We start from the raw sequence: 24,254 nt of genomic DNA, 5'->3' as shown, positions 1-24,254 counted from the left end.
TTATTTCCATGAGACAAAAGTCCTTAATACTATTCTTGTTTTTTGCCATTTTTTATCATTCTAATTCACAGAATATAAAATTTGCGCATTATAATGACAATAACGGATTGTCTCATAATTCAGTACGGCATATTGTGCAGGATAAAAAAGGTTTTATGTGGTTTGGAACATTCTCAGGATTAAATCGTTTTGACGGTTATCAGTTCAAAAACTACATGAGTTCTTCTCTGGGAAAGAATAAATTGTACAATGATGACATAACGGCTTTGGAACTGGATGAAGCATCAAATCACTTATGGATTGGTACCCGAAAAGGATTGACACTTTTCAAAATGGATACCCACGTTTTTACCACTTTTTTCAATAAAAAAGAAGATCCAAATAGTCTGCCCGATGATGAAGTCAGAGCAGTTTATGTAGATAAATTTAAAAGAGTCTGGGTGGGTACTAAAACAAAAGGAGTGTATCTGTTCTTTTTGAAAGAAAACCGGTTCGAGAAAATTCAGCTTAAAGGTTTCGATTACGTAAAAGAAATTTTTGAAGACAAAAAAGGCAATGTCTGGATTGGAAGTTATGAAAAATCGTCTGTTGCAAAAATAACGATGGATGCAAAAGGAGCAATTGTACGAATTAATAATTACACACTTTCTGTTCCGCATTCCAACATAAAAAATCCATACATCAATTTTATTTACGAAGACGCCAAATCGGATATTTTTGTAGGAACCCGGGAAGGTTTATATAAACTAGATAAAGCCAGCGATCAGTTTGTCAATTTGTATATAGAAAACAAACAGGTTAGAGGTGCCTTAGGGCCGTATTTTTTATCAGTTGCCCGAGCTCCCGATGGAAAATATTGGGTAGGGACTTTAGGCGGATTGCTGGTTTGTAATCAATTAGAAGACATTCAAAAAGGAAATTATAAATGGTATTATTCAATTTTGTCAGATGATACTTCGCTTGTAGATAATTTAATTTCAGCACTTTACTTTGATGCTTCCGGGGTCTTATGGATTGGAACAGAAGACGGATTGGACAAATACGACCCTTATGAAAATCAGTTCACTTTAAACAAAGATATATCACGTTCCATAGGTAATCAGGCACCGCGTATAAGAGGTTTTGCCAAAACGTATGACGAAAAAGTGATTGTAGCAACCTACCATAACGGACTTTTTATTTCGAATACAAAAGGTTCAACTCCATTACACAACACAGGAAAAGATATCGCCAGTATTTATTCTGATGATGGAAAGACTTTTTATTGCGGCCTTTGGGACGGGAACATATTAGTTTACAATTACAGTACAAATTCTTCCAGAGAAATAAAAGCAGGATTTGAAAAATCGCCCGTTTTTGCTTTTGCAAAAATTGGAGACGATTCTATGATTGTAGGTTCTTTTGGAGAAGGCGCAGTAATATTAAATACCAAAACTCTGCAGGTACAAACCTCTAAAGGGAAACTTTTACCAGGTTTTCAGATAAATGCTATAGAAAGGGACGTTAAAAATAATGTTTGGTTTGCCACAGAAACCGGAGTTGTAAAATACAACATCAATTCAGGAAAAATAGAAACCTACTCGTCGCTTTTTATAAAAGAAAAAGGAGTGCCCCATGATGAAAATGTAAGTGATGTTTTAGTAGATGTAAAGGGAAAAATATGGGCTTCAACACGTTTTGGGCTTTGTCTGTTTAATTCCAAAAAGAACGAATTTGAACCTGTAAAAAATCTTAAAGAGCTTTCCGGTAAATGGATTACCGATATCTTATCAGATGCAAATGGAAACTTATGGCTGAATATCAACAACAATAATATTGCCTTCGTTAAATCTAATTTAAAAGATATTAGTATTTACCATGTAAACAGTGGCAACAGATTGGACGTTTTTAGTTCAAGCGGCTTTTTTTACTTTAATAATTCTAATATTTTTCTGGGAGGTAAAAATGGGATTATTTCTTTTTCGCCGCCGGGAATGAAAAGAAACAAATGGTCGCCGCTGCCTGTTATTTCCGAATTTAAAATTCAGAACGAAGAAGTGTTTCCGGAAATGGAGATTAATGGAGAAATCCCGCTTTCAAAAGATTTAAATTATGGAAAAGAGATAGAACTTACCCATAAAAACCGCAATTTTTCGATCCAGTTTTCAACTCCCTCTTTTGCAAATGAAAAACTGAATAAGTTTCAATATATGCTCGAAGGTTTTGACAAACATTGGATTACTGCTAACAGTACATCTAGAATAGTTCAATATACGAACCTTTATCCGGGAAGTTATGTATTTAAAATAAGATCAAGCAACAGCGACGGATATTGGAGCAAAGCGGTTTCTTATAAAATAAAAATCCTGCCGCCTTTCTGGCTTACGCCAACTTCTTTTTTACTGTTTTTAGCACTTTTATTTGGTATTTTTTATTTCATTAGAAAAGAGATAAAAAACAGAATTCGTTTAAAACAAGAACTCCTTACCGAAAAAGTAAACAGAGAACACGACGTTAAACTGAACAATGAAAAATTACGTTTCTTCACCAATATTTCGCATGAATTAAGAACACCGTTAACACTAATTTTAGGTCCGGCAAAACAGCTGTTAGATGAAAACAGCAATGCAACCGATTATGAAAAAAGCAGATACAATCTGATTTATCAAAACGCCAGCAGGTTATTGAATCTTGTAAATCAGGTATTAGATTTTAGAAAAGCACAGTCAGGTGAATTAAAACTAAAAGTAACTAAAACAGATATTCTGGCTTACTCGAAAAATATTTTTGATTCCTTTAAGGAAATGGCTTATAATAAAAAGATCAAGCTCAATTTTATTACTGAAGATGATGAAATAAACGGCTGGCTGGATAATGATAAGTACGATAAAATTCTATACAATCTCTTGTCGAATGCCTTAAAGTTTACCAATAAAAATGGAAACGTCGATTTGTATATCAGGCTGAAAGATACAGTCGAAGATATTTTAGTAATCGAAGTAACAGATGATGGAATTGGTATTCCATTAAAAAGCCAGGAGAAAATTTTCAAACGATTTTATCAGGCAACTAACAGTAAAGCCAATAATACAGGATCGGGCATTGGCTTGTCTTTGGTTAAATCTTTAGTAGCAATTCATAAAGGAGTTATTGCTGTAGAAAGTACACAAGGAAAAGGGAGTACATTTACAGTTGAAATTCCGATTGACCGCAATTCTTACGAACATAAAGAAGTGTTTGAATATGCACTTAAAAATGACAACCTGAGTATGCTCATTCCAGAAAAAGCAGCTAAGAAAACCATCCAGAACACAGATCTTAAAGAGAAAATACTGGTAATTGAAGATAATAGTGAACTTAGAAAATATCTGGTTGATTATTTGTCTGATTATTACAAAGTTTATGATGCAGAAAATGGAGAAGAAGGTTTGAAAATCTGCAGGCAGATTAAACCAATTTTATGTGTTGCCGATGTAATGATGCCCGTTATGGATGGACTGGAGTTTTGCAGACAACTTAAAAATGATGAATTTATAAGCCATATTCCGGTTGTGATGCTTACTGCTCTTTCTGAAAATATGGATAAAGTAAAGGGCTATGACACGGGTGCAGATGGATATCTGGTTAAACCTTTTGAACCATTATTGCTTAAAACGGTTATTGAAAATATGATCAAATCAAGATTAGAACTCAAACAAAAATTCTCCGGAGAAATAGAAAGCAAAATAAGCATGCTTACACATTCTCCAATTGATGAAGAATTTATGGAAAAAGTAACTAATCTAATCAATGATAATTTAAGTGAAGTAGATCTCTCTACAGACTTTTTGTGCGATAAACTGGGCGTGAGTTCTTCAAAATTATATAGAAAAATTAAGGAACTGACAGATTTGGCACCAAACGAATTTATTAGAACCATTCGTTTAAAAAAATCGGCAGAACTGCTCAAAACTAAAAAATATAATGTTTCTGAAGTAACCAATCTTGTAGGCTTTAATGATCCTTTATATTTCAGTAGATGTTTTAAAAAACAGTTTGGTTTCCCGCCGAGTAAGCTTATTAATTAATTTTTATCGCCACAGATTACACAGATTAAAAGGATTTTTTCTTTCGCGGCTAATTACACGAATTTCCACAAATTATTTTGGTAAATATTTTGAAGAATATAGCCCGTGGTTTCAACCACGGGAACACAATGCATATCTGCAATCTAATTTCCTCGCGACGTCTCCCGCGGTTGAAACCGCGGGCCATATTGAAATGCCATGTTCCAGGATGAAATAAAATCCTTTTAATCTGTATAATCTGTGGCAAAAAATCAGCAATTTAATTTCTCTCATAACGTCTTCTGCGGTTGAAATCGCGGGCTATATTGAAAAGCTATGTTCCAGCACAAAATAAAATCCTTTTAATCTGTGTAATCTGTGGCAAAAAATCAGCAATTTAATTTCTCTCATAACGTCTTCTGTGGTTGAAACCGCGGGCTATATTGAAAAGTTATGTTCCAGCACAAAATAAAATCCTTTTAATCTGTGTAATCTGTGGCAAAAAAATCAGCAATTTAATTTCTCTCATAACGTCTTCTGCGGTTGAAACCGCAGGCTATACTTGATACGCTGGAATCAAAAAAAAGATAAATAATCCATGAAAAATCCTGTAATAATCAAAATCATCCATGTTTTTGATGTATTAATCCATTTTGAACGGTAGATGTAATTCTATTTTTGTGTTATAACTTTTAAACTTTTTAGCATTATGAAAAAGCATATAGACACAGACAATCCGTTGAATAATTTAGATGAATGGGAAGATGATTTGTTATTGCGATATCCTGATCCTTCTGAAAGTGTACCGGAAAAGCAAAAAGAAGAATTCAGGAATTATGTCGATTCGGAAAGAGTAGAAACGGTTAAGGAGTTTTACAGAATAAACCATACCTATCAGACTTATGATTTTGTATGCAGCAAAGAGCAGGAGTTTTTACAATTCAACAAAAAGGAAATGTCAATTTGGGAAGCTGTTGACTTTTTAAATACGCTGGTAGACGACAGTGATCCGGATATTGATTTAGATCAGACACAGCACCTTTTACAGACTTCTGAAGCCATTAGAGCAGATGGTCACCCGGATTGGTTTGTACTTACAGGCTTTATTCATGATTTGGGTAAAATTTTATGTTTGTTCGGAGAACCGCAGTGGGCAGTTGTCGGCGACACATTCCCGGTTGGCTGTGCCTATTCAGATAAGATTGTTTACCCAGAGTTTTTTAAAGAAAATCCCGATTATACAGACGAAAGATTCAATACCAAATTTGGTGTTTACACAGAAAACTGCGGACTGGATAATGTAAAAATGAGCTGGGGACATGACGAATATCTGTATCAGATTATGAAAGATTATCTTCCGGATCCGGCTTTATATATGATTCGTTATCATTCATTCTATTCACAGCATAAAGAAAATGCTTATGCCCATTTAATGAATGAAAAAGATATCGAAATGTTTGACTGGGTAAGAAAATTTAATCCGTACGATTTATACACTAAAGCTCCCGTTAAACCAGATGTAAAAGCATTGCTTCCTTATTATAAAGAATTAGTAGCTAAATATTTACCTGAGAAGCTGAAGTTTTAAAAAGGTTACATAAACATAGATTTTCTTTTGAGCATAATAAAGATCTATTAAAAGAAGCTAATTTCTCATACATAGCTATGTGTTTTTATAATAAGTGAAACGCTTTTTGAGACAAAGAAAAACTATGTTTCTATGTGTTAGAAAAATAATTGCCAGCTATCTAAAACCAAAATAATGCATAAAACCAAAACCAAAATACTTTTATTATGCCTGCTGATTCTTTACGGAACCGCTGTTTCGGCTCAGGAAAAAGATCGTAACGATTGGGAAAACCCTCATGTATTTCAAATTAACAGAGAACCGGCTCGTGCTGCTTTTCTTCCATATGCAGATGAAACTTCGGCTATAAGTGATAAATATGAAAACTCGCCCTGGTTTTTTTCTTTAAATGGTAAATGGAAATTTTCCTGGTCGCCAACACCGGACCAGCGCCCGAAGGATTTTTACAAAACAGATTTCAGTACTTTAAACTGGAAGGAACTTCAGGTACCATCCAATTGGGAACTAAATGGGTACGGTATACCAATTTATACCAATATTACCTATCCTTTCGAAAGAAATCCGCCTTTTATCAATCATTCGGATAATCCTGTAGGCTCTTATAAAAAAGATTTTGTGCTGCCTGAGAACTGGAAAAACCGACATGTTTTTCTTCATTTTGAAGCAGGAACATCTGCCATGTATATTTGGGTGAATGGTGAAAAAGTTGGCTATACCGAAAACACCAAAAGTCCGGCTGAATTTGATATTTCTAAATATTTAAAACCCGGAAAAAATAATCTGGCTGTAGAAGTATACAGATGGAGTGACGGCTCATATCTTGAAGATCAGGATTTTTGGAGACTTTCCGGCATTGACAGAAATGTTTATTTGTACAGCACAGATAATGTTCGTATTTCAGATTTTTTTGCCAGACCTGATTTAGATGCGAAGTACAAAAACGGAAGTTTAAATATAGAAGTAAGTTTAAAGAATCTTACCTCGACTGCTGTTAACAATCAAAAATTAGTAGCAAAACTGGTAGATGCTTCAGGAAAAAATGTGTTTAGCAAAGAGCTTAATGTCAATTTTGAAGCGTCAAAAATACAGACCATTAATTTTTCTCAGAATGTATCAAGTCCAAAATTATGGAGCAGTGAAACACCAAATTTATATACTTTGCTTTTGACCTTAAAAAATGCAAAAGGTGATATTATAGAAACCGTTTCTTCTCAAATCGGATTCAGAAAAGTAGAATTAAAAGGCGGGCAATTATTGGTAAACGGAGTTCGATTGATGGTTCGCGGCGTAAATATTCATGAACATAATCCGGTAACCGGACATTATCAGGACGAAGCTACGATGATGAAAGACATCAGGATGATGAAGCAGATGAACATTAATTCAGTACGCTGCAGTCATTATCCGAACAATATTTTGTGGGTAAAATTGTGCAACAAATACGGTTTGTTTCTGGTGGATGAAGCCAATATCGAAAGCCATGGTATGGGAGTAGAGGGACAGCCTCTTATTTGGATGAATCCAAAAACTAATCCGGGCCATCTTCCAGAATGGAGAGAAGCACATCTGGATAGAATCTATAGTCTTGTTGAAAGAGATAAAAATATGCCGTCGGTAATTCTTTGGTCATTAGGTAATGAAAGTGCCAATGGGCCTGTTTTTCACGAAGCTTACAAATGGGTTAAAAAAAGAGATAATACAAGATTGGTTCAGTTTGAGCAGGCAAAAGAAAACGAAAACACAGATATTGTCTGCCCGATGTATCCAACAATTGCCTATATGAAAGAATACGCGGCGCGGAAAGAAGTAACCCGCCCATATATCATGTGTGAGTATTCGCATGCAATGGGAAACAGCAATGGTAATTTTCAGGAATATTGGGATATCATTCGAAGCAGTAAAAATATGCAGGGCGGTTTTATCTGGGACTGGGTAGATCAGGGATTTGAGAGAGAAGATGAAAACGGTAGAAAATACTGGGCTTACGGAGGTGATATGGGAAGTCAGAATTATACAAATGATGAAAATGACTGCAATAATGGATTGGTTATGCCGGATAGAACACCAAATCCCGGTGCATTTGAGGTTAAAAAAGTATATCAGGATATTTTATTTAATGCAGTTGATATCAAGAATGGAGTAATTGAAATTATAAACGATTTTGGATTTACAAACCTGAATAAATACAACTTCAAATATCAGGTTTTAGAAAACGGAAAAATAATCAAAGAAGGTACAATTGCTGTTGCTTTAGAACCTAAAACGAAAAAACAGTTTAAGATTGATTTACCAAAATTACAGTCAAAAGAAGGAACAGAATATTTATTGAATGTTTTTGCTTACACTAAAACAGGTTCAGAGTTACTGCCCCAGAATTTTGAAATTGCCAAAGAACAGTTTGTAATTGAAGACTCCAGCTATTTTGTAAAATCAAAAAAAGTTAATCCTGCAAAAATTCAGGATGAAAAAGAACAGTTTGTGCTGACTTCAGATAATGTTATTGTGAAAATTAGTAAGTCAACCGGGTTAATTTCATTCTACAGTTTTAAAGGAGAAGAGTATTTTAAACAATACCCTGAACCAAATTTCTGGAGAGCACCAACCGATAATGATTTGGGAAATAAAATGGAGATTAGAGCGAATGTATGGAGAACAGCGGGTAAAAATACCGATTTAGAAAATATTCAGCAGACTGAGGAAAATGGGCAGCAATATGTGATTGCTAAATTAAAACTGAAAGATGTTGCTTCTGATTATACAATCAAGTACTCATTAGGAAATGATGGTGCTTTAGAAATACAATCGTTTTATAAAAAAGGCAGTAATCCGTTACCGGAACTGCCGCGTTTCGGAATGATTTTTACCTTAAAAAACACGTTTGAAAATCTGGATTATTACGGAAGAGGACCTTTAGAAAACTATCCGGACAGAAAAACAGCTGCACTTAAAGGAATTTATTACAGTAAAGTTGCAGACCAGTATGTGCCTTATATACGCCCGCAGGAAAATGGATACAAGACAGATATACGCTGGTTTAAATTGTCAGCCAATAAAGGAAATGGCTTGGAAATAAAAGGTCTGCAGCCTTTAGGCATGAGTACATTAAACAATTATCCGAGTGATTTTGACGGAGGACTTTCTAAAAAGAATATTCATTCCAGCGATATCACTCCAAGAAATGAAGTAGTAGTTTGTGTTGATTTAACCCAGCGCGGATTAGGAGGAGACAACAGCTGGGGATTACCACCGCACGAACAATATGTATTAACCCAAAGTGAATATAACTACGGATTTGTTATAAAACCAATTTTTTAAAATGTGTTCAGTGTTCAGTTTTTTAGTGTTCAGTTGCTGTTCTCAGTCTACAGCCTCAGTTTTCAGTGCAAACTGCGACTAAAACTGACCACTAATAAAAAAACTGATCACTAAAAACCTGACCACTGACCACTATATAACCTGAACACTAAAAAACTGAACACTGAATACTATAAAAAATGAGTAACACTACAAATGGAAGATTAATTTCTTTAGATGCCTTGCGCGGATTTGTGATGTTTTGGATTATGAGCGGTGAACATATTATTCATGCTCTGGCCAAAGCTGCCCCAATTCCTTTTTTTATCTGGATGTCATCACAGCTGCATCATGCAGAATGGAATGGAATTACATTTTATGATATGATTTTTCCTGTGTTTCTGTTTGTTGCAGGAGTTTCAATGCCGTATTCTTTTGAAAAGAAAATGCAGCTGGCAGGTGTAAAAACGCCAAAAGATTTACCAGGAAACGAAAAGCGAAAAATATACTTATCAATGCTTAAAAGAACCTGTATTTTACTGGTTTTAGGATTTGTAGTAAATGGGTTATTGCGATTTGACGGTTTCGATCATACACGTTTTGCAAGTGTTTTAGGAAGAATTGGACTGGCTTGGTTTTTTGCCGGAATCATCTTTTTGAATTTTGATTTAAAAAAACAATTAATCTGGTTCGTCGGTATTTTGATTGGCTATTACGCAGCAATGAAATGGATTCCAGTACCTGATTTTGGTGCCGGAGTTTTAACTAAAGAAGGTTCATTAGAAGGATACATTGATCGCCTGCTTTTACCGGGCAGACTGCACAGTACCGTTTATGATCCAGAAGGAATATTTTCTACCATACCCGCTGTTGCTACAGCTTTATTGGGTGTTTTTACAGGAACATTTTTAAAAGCAAAATGTCCTTTTTCGATAAAAGTAAAGCTGCTTTTAATGGCTCTTACAGCAGTAATCCTGATTATTGCAGGATTATTTTGGGACATTAATTTCCCAATTAATAAACATTTATGGACAAGTTCATTTGTATGTTTTGTTGGAGGATTCAGTATTTTGTTTTTTGTCTTTTTTTATTTGGCAATTGATTTGTTTGGATTTCATAAATGGGCATTCCCATTAATCTTAATCGGTTCAAATTCTATTTTAATTTATATCGCCGCAGAAGGTTTAGTAGATTTTAAACATACGGCAGATTATGTTTTTGGCGGACTCATAAATTTTCTGCCGCTCATTTGGCAGCCAGTGTTTGCTGCTTTATCTGTAACAGTTGTACAGCTTATTTTACTGTACTTTTTATATAAAAGAAAATGGTTTCTAAAAATTTAGAATAAAGAAAATTTTTAACACATAGAAACATAGATTTATTTTTTATGCAAGAGAATAAAAAAGAGAAAATAAGAAAACACATAGCTATGTGAATTTAGAACAAATGAAATGCCTTTATAGAGTTTATAAAGTTATGTTTCTATGTGTTTAAAAAATTATTAAGCTCTATTTTAAAATACATTTTACTATCTAACCACACAATAACCACACCATTATGAATGTATTACAAACCGCAGATTACATTGTTTTCTTTATTTACTTTGTCATAGTCACGGCATATGGAATGTATATTTACAGAAGCAAGAAAACCGCAGCGACCAGTTCCAACGAATATTTTTTAGCAGAAGGATCACTTACCTGGTGGGCAATTGGAGCATCACTTATAGCTTCTAATATTTCAGCGGAACATTTTATCGGTATGAGCGGTTCGGGCTTCGCAATCGGGCTTGCGATTGCTTCTTATGAATGGATGTCAGCAGCCACATTAATTATCGTGGCCATGTTTATCTTACCAATTTATCTTAAAAACAAGATATTTACCATGCCGCAGTTTCTGGCCAAAAGATACAGCGGAACAGTAAGTACTATTATGGCTGTTATTTGGCTGTTAATCTATGTGTTTGTAAATCTTACATCTATCATTTATTTGGGGGCTTTGGCTATTTCATCAATTGCGCCGGTAAGCTTTCAGTTTTGTGTTATTGCATTAAGTTTATTCTCTGTTATTGTTACTTTAGGAGGAATGAAAGTAATCGGATATACAGATATGTTTCAGGTTATAGTATTAATTCTTGGAGGATTAGTAACAACATATCTGGCATTAACCTTACTTTCAGATCAGTTTGGTTTTGGAAAAGATATTTTAAAGGGACTGGCTGTCATTGCTGATGAAGCACCGGAACATTTACACATGATATTAGACAAATCAAATCCGCATTATAATGAATTGCCTGGAATGTCTGTTTTGGTCGGAGGTATGTTAATCAATAACCTGGCTTATTGGGGATGTAATCAATATATTGTTCAGAGAGCTTTAGGAGCCGATTTAAAAACTGCGCGCAAAGGAATTTTATTTGCCGCTTTTCTAAAATTATTAGTTCCCATTATTGCCGTTTTACCGGGTATCGCCATGTTTGTAATGCATGAAAACGGAATGTTTCAGCAGGAAATGGTAGATGCCGCAGGGGTTTTAAAACCAGATCAGGCTTATCCAACTTTAATGAATTTACTTCCTGCTGGGTTAAAAGGAGTAGCCTTAGCGGCTTTGACAGCGGCAATTGTAGCTTCTTTGGCAGGAAAAGCAAATAGTATTTCGACTATTTTTTCTTTAGATATTTATAAAAAATATTTTAATTCTCAGGCAACAGAAAAAAAACTGGTACGTACAGGAAGATGGTGTGTAGTAGTTTGTATGATTATTGCAGCTTTTGTAGCTCCGGCATTAAAAACATTAGATCAGGCATATCAATTTATACAAGAATATGTGGGATTCTTTTCTCCGGGAGTTTTAGCAATTTTCTTATTGGGAATGTTCTGGAAAAAAACAACGCCATCAGCCGGACTTGCGGGCGCATTATTAACCGTTCCTATCGCAGCAGTTTTAAAATTTCTGCCTATGTGGACGGATGGAGCTTTTCCTGATTATCCTTTCCTGGACAGAATGACTATTGTTTTCTTTTTAATTGTACTAATAATGGTTGGCATTAGTCTGGCAAAACCACTTTCGGAGCAAGAGACTGAAATCCATGCAATAGAAGTCGATAACTCTATGTTTAAAGTGTCTTCAGAATTTATTGTCGGCTCATTTATTATCTGCGGAATATTAGTGGCTTTATATACTGTTTTTTGGTAATTTTATTTTGCTGCGAAGACACAAAGGCTCAAAGTTTATTTAAAAAGATAATTCAAAATTGCTCAAAAGACGCAGAAACGTAAAGTTTTTTGCCACAGATTGTAGGATTAAAAAGGATTTTGCTTCACGCAGATTTAAAAAAGATTTAAGCAGATTCCGCAGATATCTAAAAAAAATCGAATTAAATCTGCCAAAATCTGCGACATCTGCGAGAAACAAAAACTTCGCGACTTTGCGAGACTAAATAAATAAAAAAGTAATGAAAAAGAAATCTATTATTGCGATACTTATATTCTGTATTTCCTTATCTGTTTCAGCACAAAAGGTATTTGATATTAAAAAATATGGCGCAGTAGGAGATGGTAAAACCTTAAATACAAAAGCCATTCAAAAAGCAATTGACGCAGCAAATAAAAGCAAAGGTGGAAGAGTTGTTTTTTCTAAAGGTAAATTTCTATCCGGAAGTATCGTTTTAAAAACCGGAGTTGAATTGTTTTTTGAAGAAGGAGCGGTTTTGTTAGGAAGTACCAATCCTGATGATTATCCGAAATACGAAGGAATAAGAGCTTTGATTGTAGTTAATGAATCAAAAAATATTGCAGTAAACGGAAAAGGAATTATAGACGGACAAGGAAGAGAATTGGCTTTAGCAATTGATTCTCTGCATCATACAGGAGTTCTAATTGATCCCAAATACAATTATAGAAGAATGCGTCCTGAAGACCATAGAGGAAAGCTGATTTCGTTTGTAAAATGTGATTCTATAACGATGATCAATATTACATTAAAAAACAGCCCTGGCTGGGTACAATGCTTTAGGGAATGTAAAAATATTGTAATTGATTCTATGAAAGTCAATAGTACCGCTTATTGGAATAATGACGGAATTGACGTTGACGGATGCGAAAATGTTAGAATAACCAATTGTAATGTAAATGCGGCAGATGATGGCATTTGTCTAAAATCAGAATCGCCGGGATTGCAGAACAATAATATTTACATTGCAGACTGTACGATCAGATCGAGTGCCAATGCAGTTAAATTTGGTACAGGCTCTTACGGCAGTTTCAAAAACGTTACGATTGAAAATATTAAGGTTTTTGATACTTTCAGATCGGCAATCGCGATTGAATCTGTTGATGGAGCTGAAATTGAAAATATTAAAGTTTCTAATATTACGGCCGTAAATACAGGAAATGCGATATTAATTCGGTTAGGTCACAGAAATGGAGATAAACCGGGTTACATTAAAAATGTATCGATTAAAAACTTAAAAGCACAAATTCCTTTTGGCCGTCCAGACATTGATTATGATCTGCGCGGACCAGAAGTTGATTATTTCCATAATCCGTTTCCTGCTTCTATTTCCGGAATTCCGGGACATCTTATAGAAAACGTAACTTTAGAAAATATTGAAATTACGTATCCGGGAAGAGCTTCAAAAGGAATGGCGTATCATCCTTTAAGCAGATTGAAAGATGTAAAAGAAAATATAAACGGTTACCCTGAATTTACCATGTTTGGAGAATTGCCTTCGTGGGGATTTTATGTGCGTCACGTAAACGGAATCGAAATGAAAAATATAAAACTGATTTTGGAGAAAGAAGATTTTCGTCCCGCTTTTGTTTTTGATGATGTAAAAAACCTGACAATGAAAGCGATCGATATTCCTTCGGATAAAATGAATCAAATTGTTTTTAAAGATGTTTCATCGAGTAATCTTGACAGCGAATCTTTAAAAAGAAAAATAGAACCAGAACAAAATAAATTTGAATTACCTGCTAGGTAGTTTTAAAATTCTTGTGTTTTTACGTCAGTTTTGTCATCCTGAGGAACGAAGGATCACAATCGAAACTCGACAAAGATTGGCGATATAGCAAACGGAGTTTCTTGTGTGATCCTTCGTTCCTCAGGATGACAAATAATATGTTTAATCTATATGTTTAAAATAAAAAAAACTCTGCGTCTTTGCTCCCGATAGCTATCGGGATTGCGAGATTAAAATAAATAAACCAAAAACTTTGCGAAGTATATCTTCGATAAAGTTTTTAATACATAAAAGAAATGAAAAAGAAATCTATAATCGCGATCCTAATTTTTTGTATTTCCTTAACCATTGCAGCACAGAATGTTTACGACGTTAAGAAATATGGAGCCAAAGGAGACGGAAAAACCAATGACGCAGCCGCAATTCAAAAAGCAATTGATGCCTGCAGTAAAACGGGCGGAAGAGTTTTGATTCCGGCGCCGTTTACGTTTTTGGCCGGACCATTTGATGTAAAATCCAAAGTAGATCTTCATATTGAAGCAGGAGCAAAATTATTGGCAAGTCCGGATGAAAAATTATATACCAAAAGTGCTTTTAGAACCAATCCGGGAGAAGGGACAATTTGGATTGGCGGAGAAAATATAGAAGATTTTACCATTAGCGGAAGCGGAAAAATAGATGGAAACGGAATATCTTTTATGGGCGAAGAGCAAGATGATGCTTATGTTTTAAAACCATTTAATGTACTGGATCCAAGACCGCATGTATTGACTATTATTGGAGGAAAAAATATCAGGATTAAAGATGTCCATATAGGAAATTCGGCTTATTGGACAGTTCATTTAATTGGTTGTAATGATGTTGTAATCAGCGGGATTACTTTATTGAATAGTTTAAAAGTGCGTAACAGCGACGGAATCGATTTGGATCATTCTAAAAATGTGAGAATTAGCGATTGTTATATCGAAAGTGGAGATGACTGCATTTGTTTAAAAAACCGAAGAGAATTTGAAGAATTTGGTGCCTGTGAAAACATTACAGTTACTAATTGTACCATGACCAGCAGCAGCTGCGCGATTAAAATTGGTTCAGAAAACATGGATGCGATTAGACAAGTGGTATTCAATAATTGCATCATTAAAAACAGCAATCGTGCCTTAGGAATTCAGAACAGAGATGAAGGAACCGTGAGCGATGTTATTTTCTCAAATATCATTATAGAAAGTAAATTGAATACCGATACCTGGTGGGGAAAAGCAGAACCCATTTATGTAACCGCTTTTAGCAGAGCAAAAGGAAACCATAAAGATGCCAACTGGCGTTTTCCAAAAGGCGCAGCAGAAGGAAAAGTGGGCGAAATAAAAAATATCTATTTCTCTAATATTCAGTGTACAGGAGAAAACGGTGTGTTTGTAAGTGGAGAATCAAAAGATAAAATTAAAAATATTATTTTTGACAATGTGAGTGTTTTTATAGATAAAACAACATCTTTTCCAGGAGGTGTTTATGACCGACGCCCTTCTAACGTAGAAGGTTTTGTAAAAGGAAGTACTTCGGGATTTTATTTTGATTCGGCTGAACGTATTAAAGTACAAAATTGTACAGTGCAATGGGGGAAAAATAAACCTGATTATTTTAAATACGCAGTCGAAAGTAAAAATGTAGATGAATTAATTGTAACAAACTTAGACGGACAATCAGCTTTTCCTGCTAAATTAGAGGCAGTAAAAAAATAATCAGTTCCATTGCAAAACGTATGAAAAATAATATCCTTACAATATTTACCATTTGTGGTTTGTTACTAAGCAGTTTTTGTGTGAATGCTCAAAAAACAATTTTAGAAGTAGATGCTTCAAAAACTGTTACTAAAATTCAGCCTACCATGTTCGGGTTGTTTTTTGAAGACATCAATTTTGCTGCAGACGGCGGGTTATATGCCGAATTGATTAAAAACAGATCTTTTGAATTTGATAAACCTTTGATGGGATGGGAGCAGCCCAATACAAAAAGATCTTCATTAAACAAAGAATCGGGCAGTGCTGCGCCAGTCAAAATCGAGGCAGACAATACTGTTTTTTGCAGAGTAGAAATCAATAATGATAAAGGTTATGCCTTAATAAATGAAGGTTTTAGAGGAATGGGAGTAAAGAAAGATGCAAAATACAACCTTTCATTAAAAGCATCTAATCATAATACAGCAATCAAAAAGATTATATTTCAGCTTATTGATAAAGATCAACAAGTAATTGGAGAAACAAGCATTGTTCCAAAATCAGATCGATGGATAAATTATACATCGCAAATTACAGCGACTCAAACCGAAGCAAAAGCAAAATTAAAAATAACTTTTGAAGGGACAGGAACTATAGATTTAGATATGATTTCACTGTTTCCTGAAGATACATGGAAGAATAGAAAAAATGGACTTCGTAAAGATCTGGTACAGCTTTTATATGATATGAAACCTGGCTTTTTACGTTTTCCCGGCGGCTGTATTGTTGAAGGAAGAACATTGTCTGACCGTTATCAATGGAAAAAATCAGTTGGAAATGTAGAAGAGAGAAAAACGAAGATGAACCGCTGGAATGTAGAATTCAACCACAAACAAACTCCGGATTATTTTCAAAGTTTCGGACTAGGTTTTTTTGAATATTTTCAGCTTTCGGAAGATATTGGTGCAGAACCACTGCCAATTTTAAGCTGCGGTATGGCCTGTCAGTACAATACAGGAGAATTGGCTCCAATAAACGAACTTGATCCTTATGTGCAGGATGCTTTAGATTTAATTGAATTTGCAAATGGAGCTGTCACTACAACTTGGGGGAAAATCCGTACGGATATGGGACATCCAAAACCATTTAATCTAAAATATATCGGTGTTGGAAACGAACAGTGGGGACCAGATTATATTGACAGATACAAAGTTTTTGAAAAAGCAATAAAAGCAAAATATCCAAATATCATTATTGTGTCTGGAAGCGGCCCTTCTCCAGATGGTGAACATTTTGATTTTGCAATGCAAGAACTTAAAAAACTCAATGCAGAACTTGTAGACGAACATTATTATAAAAGCCCGCAATGGTTTAGAGAAAATGCCGGACGCTATGATAATTATGACAGAAAAGGCCCAAAAATATTTGCGGGAGAATATGCAGCGCAGAGTGTTTCAGGAGCCAATCCGAATAACAGAAATAATTGGGAATGTGCTTTTTCTGAGGCCGCTTTTATGACTGGATTGGAAAGAAATGCAGAAGTCGTTCACTTAACCTCTTACGCACCTTTGATGGCTCACGAAGATGCATGGCAGTGGACTCCTGATATGATTTGGTTCAACAATCTTGAATCTTATGGTTCAGCAAATTATTATGTGCAGCAATTATTTTCTACCAATAAGGGAACAGATTTGTTAAGTATTAATAAAGATGGAAAAGCTTTAACGGGGCAAAACAATTTATACGCATCGGCAGTAAAAGATATAAACAGCAGAGAAATAATTGTAAAACTGGTAAATACAGCTGCATCAGCAGAAGATGTCAGCGTTGATTTAAAAGGAGTAAAATTAGGATCAAAAGGGACAATTATAAGACTGGAAAGTCCAAATACACAAGATGAAAATACTTTTGCTGATCCAAAAAAAATAACTCCAAAACAAAGTGAATATAAAATAGCAAAAGGAAAACAAGATTTAAATCTTCCTGCTTATTCTGTAACTGTTTTAAAACTGAAAATGATTTAATAATTTAACCGGCTTAGAATATTATTTTCAAACTAAAATTAAAAATACATGCTGTACAACTCTCTTAAAAAAAGCTTTTTTCTTCTATCTATAATGGCAGGATTTTCTGTTTCTGCACAACAAGATTTAAAACTGCAATACAATCAGCCGGCTGTTGAATGGACGGAAGCTTTACCTATAGGAAATGGTACACTCGGCGCAATGGTTTTTGGAAGGGTAGATTCTGAATTAATTCAGTTAAATGAAGCAACTTTATGGAGCGGAGGTCCCGTGCAGAAAAATGTAAATCCGAATGCTTTTAAAAATCTGGCACTAATTAGAGAAGCGCTTACGAATGAAAATTTCGAAAAAGCATATGATTTGACTAAAAACATGCAGGGTGCTTACAGTGAAAGTTTTATGCCGTTGGGAGATCTTATTTTGACACAGGATTTTGGAGGAAACAAACCGGATCTCTACAATAGAAGTCTTGATTTACAAACAGGATTGGCGGTAACGAATTTTAGCGTTAACGGTGTAAATTACAAAAGAGAAATATTTGCTTCGGCACCTGCACAATGTATTGTAATTAAACTTTCGGCAGATCAGCTAGAAAAACTTTCGGTGGCAATTGATGCTGCAAGTCTTTTAAAAAATGAAAGAACAATAAAAAATCAGTCAGTGGTTTTAAAGGGTAAAGCGCCCTCACATGCAGACCCCAATTATATTGATTACAATAAAGAACCCGTTGTTTATGAAGATGCAGCAGGTTGTAGAGGAATGCGTTTTGAATTAATTATTAAACCAGTTATAAAAGACGGAGAAGTAAGTTCTGATGGAAATAAATTAGTCATTAAAAATGCAAGTGAGATTTTACTTTTCGTTTCAGCGGCAACAAGTTTCAATGGCTTTGATAAATGCCCGGACAGTCAGGGAAAAGACGAACATAAACTGGCAGAAAGTCCAATTAAAAAAGCTGTTGGTAAAAAATATGATAGTTTATTAAAAGAACATATTGCTGATTTTCAAAATTTCTTTAATAGGGTTTCATTAAAACTTAATGAAAAAGAAACCAATAAATCTAATCTGCCTACTGATACAAGATTAGAACAATATGCAAAAGGAGAAAAAGATGCCGGACTTGAAGCCTTATTTTTTCAGTTTGGACGTTATTTATTAATTTCTTCATCACGTACACATAATACTCCAGCCAACTTGCAAGGGATTTGGAACAATAAACTTCGTGCGCCCTGGAGCAGTAATTATACAACAAACATTAATTTACAGATGAATTATTGGCCTGTTGAATCAGGAAGTTTGTCTGAATTGTTTTTTCCGCTTGATGAATTTATTAAGAATGTCTCTGTAACAGGAGCTGAAACTGCCAAAAGTTATTATCATGCCAATGGTTGGGTATTGCATCATAATTCGGATATCTGGGCAGCGACAAATCCTGTAGGCGATTTTGGAAAAGGAGATCCTATGTGGGCAAACTGGTACATGGGCGCCAACTGGCTTAGCAGACATTTATGGGAACATTATCAATATACAGGCGATAAGGAATATCTAAAAAAAGTATATCCAATTATAAAAGGTGCTGCAGAATTTAGCTTGGACTGGCTTCAAAAAGACAAAAATGGTTATCTGGTAACCATGCCTTCAACTTCTCCAGAAAATAAATATTATTATGATGGAAAAAAAGAAGGTGTTGTCACGACAGCTTCGACTATGGATATCGGAATCATAAAAGATTTATTTGAAAACACTATTGAAGCCTCTAAAGTACTCAATACCGATTTAGAATTCAGACAAACTGTAAACAAAGCAGCAGATCAATTACTGCCTTTTAAAATTGGAGGCAAAGGACAGCTTCAGGAATGGTATAAAGATTTTGAGGATGAAGATCCGCATCACAGGCACACTTCGCACCTTTATGCATTGCATCCTGCTAATTTAATTTCTCCTTTAAAAACACCAGAACTGGCAGCTGCCGCAAAGAAAACATTAGAATTGCGCGGCGATGACGGAACGGGCTGGAGTTTAGCATGGAAAGTAAATATGTGGGCGAGACTTTTAGACGGAAATCATGCTTACAAATTATTCAAAAATCAATTGAGATTAACAAAAGAAAATAGTACAGAGTACGGTGGACACGGAGGATGTTATCCAAATCTTTTTGATGCTCATCCGCCTTTTCAGATAGATGGAAATTTTGCCGGAACAGCAGGTGTAGTTGAGATGCTGATGCAAAGCCAGAATAAAGAAATTCATCTGCTGCCTGCTCTGCCGGATTCATGGACAGATGGCGAAATTAAAGGTATTACAGCAAAAGGTAATTTTACTGTAGATATAAAGTGGAATGATGGTAAAATGAGTCAGGCAAAAATAGTGTCCAATAATGGAGGTACTTGTTCTGTAAGGGCTGCAGAGCCATTTATAATTGAAAAACTTAATATCAAAAGTGAGAAATCGTCGATTGGTTATACTGCCGTATTTGAAACTAAAAAAGGAACTTCTTATATCTTAATACCTTCAAAATAGGGTTCTGCAGCAGAACCCTTATATCAACTTAAATTATTCCTCTAAAAATTTGAGAATATTTCCCTCTCTGGTTAGTAATTACCTAACCAGAGAGTTTACATTTGTAGACGGACGTGGATTTGATACTGAAGCAAACCTCCCAGCCAATTTACAGATACCTATGATAAGAAAGAAATAGATTTTACTAATATTTTTGACTGCAAAGTTTCATTAACTGCGGTCATTTGCATAGCTATATCATCATATTATGGAAGACCCAAATAAAAAAGGCAGAAAATCATATGATTTTCTGCCTTTTTGTGGAGTCGCCGGGAATCGAACCCGGGTCCAAACAAGCAACTAAAGAGCTTTCTACACGCTTATTTCCTGATTAGATTTTCGATGTTAAGCCAGGCCAGAAACAGCCACCGAACACTTATCTTCTTAAGTTTCGAAACCCACCCGAAGCTCATGGATATCTAGGTTTATTTTTACGGTTCCCCTTGACGGAACGCCACAAACCAAGGCTTTCCAGGAGAATCCAGCTTCTCTACCTTGTAGAGACGTGGCGCAATCGTACTATGATTCGGATTATGCAGCTAAAGCGTAATTATTTTCGCCGTGTAAAAGTTTGAGATCTTATATTTACGAGCAAGGTCTCAATGCTCGACGTGCTTACTGTTCAATTCGACCTGCTGTCAAAACCAGTCGACCCCAAAAATAAGTCTGCAAATTTAGAGTATTTGAAATTACTTTCTGCCAAAATTTTCAGAAAAATTCCTTTAGTCGAAAGTCAAAAGTCGTAAAGTTTTTAAGTCCAATACTTAAACTGCGTTTGCTTGTTTTTATTTTTACTCAATTGGTCTAATCTGAAAACTCAATTATCGACAAAAGTTTTACCGCTTTACCGCTTTACGACTTTCGACTTTCGACTTTAAGACTTTAAGACTTTCGACTATTGTCTTATTCTTCGTCTTTGAAATTAAAAGGATAATCCCCAAAAATTGGAGCTAATTTGCGAACAGCATAAGTGTTTCTTGTCATTTTGTTAGACAATGCAATAATGGTAACATGCTCTTTTACTAAAGTAATGTAAGATGAGGTGTTGCCATGCCACCAGCCATTATGAAAATAATAGTTTTGACCTGTTTCCCAATTAATCATTCTAATTCCTAAACCATAATTTTTAGTTCCTTTACGTTCATTACTATAACCGGTATAAACTTGTTTTAATAATTCAGGTTTCAAAAAATCAGGTGATTGTCTTGCGCGATCAAATTTTAAAAGATCTCTTACTGTCGAAAAGATATTTTTATCTCCGTAAACATTGTCCAGATAATCAAAACCAATTTCGACACCGCTTCCTTTGTATGATGGAACAATCTTTTTTCTGTCTTTATCATCATCAAAAACGTATGTATGCGTCATTCCTAAAGGTTTGAAAATCATTTCGCTCATTGCTTCTTTATAACTCAAACCAGTAATTTTTTCAATGATAAGTGCCAGCATTGCATAATTGGTATTGCAATAGCTGAAACGAGTTCCTGTTTTAGATTCTAAACCAATATTTTTAGTTGCCAGAAGATCTAAGATATCTTTATTTGTCAGCTGATTATGTCTGTCCCAAACCGATTTGTCATGATCTGTAAAATAAGCATAATTACGCATTCCGGTGCGATGGCTTAAAAGCATTCTAATCGTACAGTCTTCGTAAGGAAATGTTTTTAAAATAGTATTTACTTTTTGGTCTAAATCTATTTTACCGGCGTTCACAAGTTTTAGAACCGCTGTTGCAGTCAATACTTTGCTTACAGAAGCAATTTGTACAGATGTTTCAGCTGTTATTTTGGTTCCTTCATTTTTATTGGCATAACCATTATATTTTTCAAAAATTATCTGGCCATTTCGGGCAACTAAAAAACTCCCGTTCATGCTGTTATTTGGCCAGTTTTTATAGTAAAAATGATTTATTCTGCCAATTACCGAATTCTTATATGCCTGTGAAATTTTCTTTTCAGGACCTAACGGCTTCATTTTAGGTAATGTATCTTCGACTGTTGGAGTAGCAGTTGTTTTTGTTTTATTGTCATTACCACATGAGCTTAAAACTAGTAGAGAGAAAAGTATTTGTAGTATCTTTGTTTTTTTAAGGAAAATCATTTGCATCGTTCTTGAAAAACAAATATATCGAATTCAATTTTGTTGTTTTCTCAATTTTTGATGGTTTAAAAAGGTTGTTTTAACACAATATTAACAGATGTTTTTTTTATTTCTTTGTTTTTCAGTTATTAACGGTTTTTAAACATTCTAAATAGTAAATTAGAAACAAAAATTTAACTATATTTGTTATATTTGAAACAAATACGATGTAAAAAGTTATATTATTAAGTGCTTTAAATTTATTTAAATGAAATTTGGAATAATAAAAGAAAGAAAAAACCCACCAGACAGAAGAGTTGTTTTTTCTCCAAATGAACTAACAAAACTAAAACAGCTTTATCATGAAGCATCAGTTGAAGTTGAGAGTTCAGATATTAGAGTTTTTTCTGATGCAGAATATAAAAATATGGGAATAACCGTTACAGAAGATGTTTCTGACTGTGATGTTCTATTTGGTGTTAAGGAAGTTCCTGTTGAAAATTTAATTCCAAACAAAGCTTATTTCTTTTTTTCTCATACCATAAAAAAACAGCCTCATAACAGGAAATTACTTCAGGCGATTTTAGAAAAAAAAATTGATTTATACGATCATGAAACAATTGTTGATTCGCTGGACCACAGATTAATTGGTTTTGGAAAATATGCCGGAATGGTTGGTGTTTATAACGGAATCCGCGCTTTTGGAATTAAATTCGAATTGTTTAAACTTCCAAAAGCAGAAACCCTTTCCGGAAAAGAAGCATTGATTATGCATTTAAAGCGTATTACAATGCCGGCTTTAAAATTTGTAATTACCGGAACAGGAAAGGTTGGGAGCGGCGCAAAAGAAATTTTAGATGCTATTAAAGTAAAAGAAATCACGGTAGATAATTATCTCACTAAAAAATATGCGCAGGCAGTGTATGTTCAGTTAGACGTTTTAGAATATAACAAACGTATTGACGGTCAGGTTTTAGATTTTAATGATTTTGTCGAAAATCCCGAAGCTTATACCTCAGATTTTGAGAAATTTACTAAAGTTTCAGATATCTACTTTGCAGGTCATTTTTACGCGAGTAACGCCCCGATGATTTTGACCAGAGAAATGTTAAATGCAAGTGACTGCAAACTAAAAGTTGTAGCAGATATTTCCTGCGATGTAAACGGGCCAATTGCCAGTACACTTCGTTCTTCGACAATTGCAGAACCTTTATACGGTTATTTTCCTTTAGAGGATAAAGAAGTGGATATTTTTCATCCGGCAGCAGTTGCTGTTATGGCTGTTGATAATCTTCCGTGCGAAATTCCAAAAGATGCCAGCGAAGGATTTGGAGAACAATTTATGGAGCATGTAATTCCTGCTTTTTTCAACGGAGACAAAGATGGAATTTTAAAACGTGCCAAAATCACAGAAAACGGAAAACTTACAGAAAGATTCAGTTATCTGCAGGATTATGTAGACGGGAAATAATTTATTTAATTGTGAATTGTTAATTAAAAAAAAGAGCCTTCTTAAAATTAAGGAGGCTCTTTTTTTATTATAATAGTGTCCCGTCCTGAAATAGCGATACACAAAAAAGTATCGCATGGACAATTATTCAAAACGCACACAGAAAGATTACACACTTAGTTTTAAACTTGAAGTTGTTAAAGAAGTTGAGTCTGGGATTTTCTCAGTAACATCTGCACAAAGACATTATGGAATCCAGGGGCGCTCGACCGTTGTAAATTGGCTCAGAAAATATGGTAACTTTGATTGGGAGAATCAAACACCATCAAATATGCCCAAGACACCTGAACAAAGAATTATGGAGCTCGAAGCCAAGGTAAAACTTTTGGAAAAACAAAAAGCCCTGCTTGAAAAACAAAATCATATCTCTGATTCTAAAGCTATTATTTTTGATATGATGATAGACCTGGCTGAAAAGGAATATAATATTGATATTCGAAAAAACTTACCACCCGGACAATCCAATCCTTTAGGAAAAAAAGGCAGGAAAGCATAAGCTT

At 34.7% G+C, this 24,254-nt stretch carries 12 protein-coding genes and 1 other RNA gene; 11 read left to right on the top strand and 2 right to left on the bottom strand.

Annotated elements, in window-relative coordinates; all coding sequences use genetic code 11:
* Positions 1-8 precede the first annotated feature (8 nt).
* The 9 genes from AABD74_RS20850 to AABD74_RS20810 all read left to right on the top strand — a co-directional run bounded on the left by AABD74_RS20850 (position 9) and on the right by AABD74_RS20810 (position 20,126).
* Positions 9-4,046, top strand: a complete 4,038-nt coding sequence (locus AABD74_RS20850) for a two-component regulator propeller domain-containing protein (protein ID WP_406844175.1) — start codon at positions 9-11, stop codon at positions 4,044-4,046.
* Positions 4,047-4,734: 688 nt separating this feature from the next.
* Positions 4,735-5,613 carry an inositol oxygenase family protein gene (locus tag AABD74_RS20845; protein WP_406844174.1) on the top strand — a complete coding sequence of 293 codons (879 nt, stop codon included), beginning with the start codon at positions 4,735-4,737 and terminating at the stop codon, positions 5,611-5,613.
* A 174-nt stretch (positions 5,614-5,787) separates the two neighbouring features.
* Positions 5,788-8,928, top strand: coding sequence for a glycoside hydrolase family 2 TIM barrel-domain containing protein (locus AABD74_RS20840; protein WP_406844173.1), 3,141 nt, complete (start codon positions 5,788-5,790; stop codon positions 8,926-8,928).
* Positions 8,929-9,107: 179 nt separating this feature from the next.
* Positions 9,108-10,250, top strand: coding sequence for an acyltransferase family protein (locus AABD74_RS20835; RefSeq protein WP_406844172.1), 1,143 nt, complete (start codon positions 9,108-9,110; stop codon positions 10,248-10,250).
* Positions 10,251-10,464: 214 nt separating this feature from the next.
* On the top strand, positions 10,465-12,102 hold the full coding sequence (locus tag AABD74_RS20830; RefSeq protein ID WP_406844171.1) for a sodium/sugar symporter: 1,638 nt from the start codon (positions 10,465-10,467) through the stop codon (positions 12,100-12,102).
* 259 nt (positions 12,103-12,361) lie between these two features.
* On the top strand, positions 12,362-13,891 hold the full coding sequence (locus tag AABD74_RS20825) for a glycoside hydrolase family 28 protein (RefSeq protein WP_406844170.1): 1,530 nt from the start codon (positions 12,362-12,364) through the stop codon (positions 13,889-13,891).
* Between the two features lie 275 nt (positions 13,892-14,166).
* On the top strand, positions 14,167-15,606 hold the full coding sequence (locus tag AABD74_RS20820) for a glycoside hydrolase family 28 protein (RefSeq protein WP_406844169.1): 1,440 nt from the start codon (positions 14,167-14,169) through the stop codon (positions 15,604-15,606).
* 20 nt (positions 15,607-15,626) lie between these two features.
* Positions 15,627-17,606, top strand: a complete 1,980-nt coding sequence (locus tag AABD74_RS20815) for an alpha-L-arabinofuranosidase C-terminal domain-containing protein (RefSeq protein ID WP_406844168.1) — start codon at positions 15,627-15,629, stop codon at positions 17,604-17,606.
* 48 nt (positions 17,607-17,654) lie between these two features.
* Complete coding sequence (locus AABD74_RS20810) at positions 17,655-20,126, top strand: glycosyl hydrolase family 95 catalytic domain-containing protein (protein ID WP_406844167.1); 2,472 nt, start codon at positions 17,655-17,657, stop codon at positions 20,124-20,126.
* Between the two features lie 297 nt (positions 20,127-20,423).
* On the opposite strand, the gene ssrA is transcribed toward AABD74_RS20810, so the two are convergent.
* Together ssrA and AABD74_RS20800 are read right to left on the bottom strand one after the other, a co-directional pair.
* Positions 20,424-20,821: a transfer-messenger RNA gene (gene ssrA / locus AABD74_RS20805) on the bottom strand.
* A gap of 247 nt (positions 20,822-21,068) precedes the next feature.
* Positions 21,069-22,271 carry a serine hydrolase domain-containing protein gene (locus AABD74_RS20800; RefSeq protein ID WP_406844166.1) on the bottom strand — a complete coding sequence of 401 codons (1,203 nt, stop codon included), beginning with the start codon at positions 22,269-22,271 and terminating at the stop codon, positions 21,069-21,071.
* 241 nt (positions 22,272-22,512) lie between these two features.
* Between AABD74_RS20800 and AABD74_RS20795 the strand changes: the two genes are divergently transcribed.
* Positions 22,513-23,715, top strand: coding sequence for an NAD(P)-dependent oxidoreductase (locus AABD74_RS20795; RefSeq protein WP_406844165.1), 1,203 nt, complete (start codon positions 22,513-22,515; stop codon positions 23,713-23,715).
* A gap of 115 nt (positions 23,716-23,830) precedes the next feature.
* Positions 23,831-24,250, top strand: coding sequence for a transposase (locus AABD74_RS20790; protein ID WP_406843147.1), 420 nt, complete (start codon positions 23,831-23,833; stop codon positions 24,248-24,250).
* The last annotated feature ends 4 nt before the right edge of the window (positions 24,251-24,254 follow it).

It is taken from the genome of Flavobacterium soyae (assembly GCF_045348165.1).
Lineage (GTDB): Bacteria > Bacteroidota > Bacteroidia > Flavobacteriales > Flavobacteriaceae > Flavobacterium > Flavobacterium soyae.
This window is presented reverse-complemented; position numbering and strand designations above follow the sequence as displayed.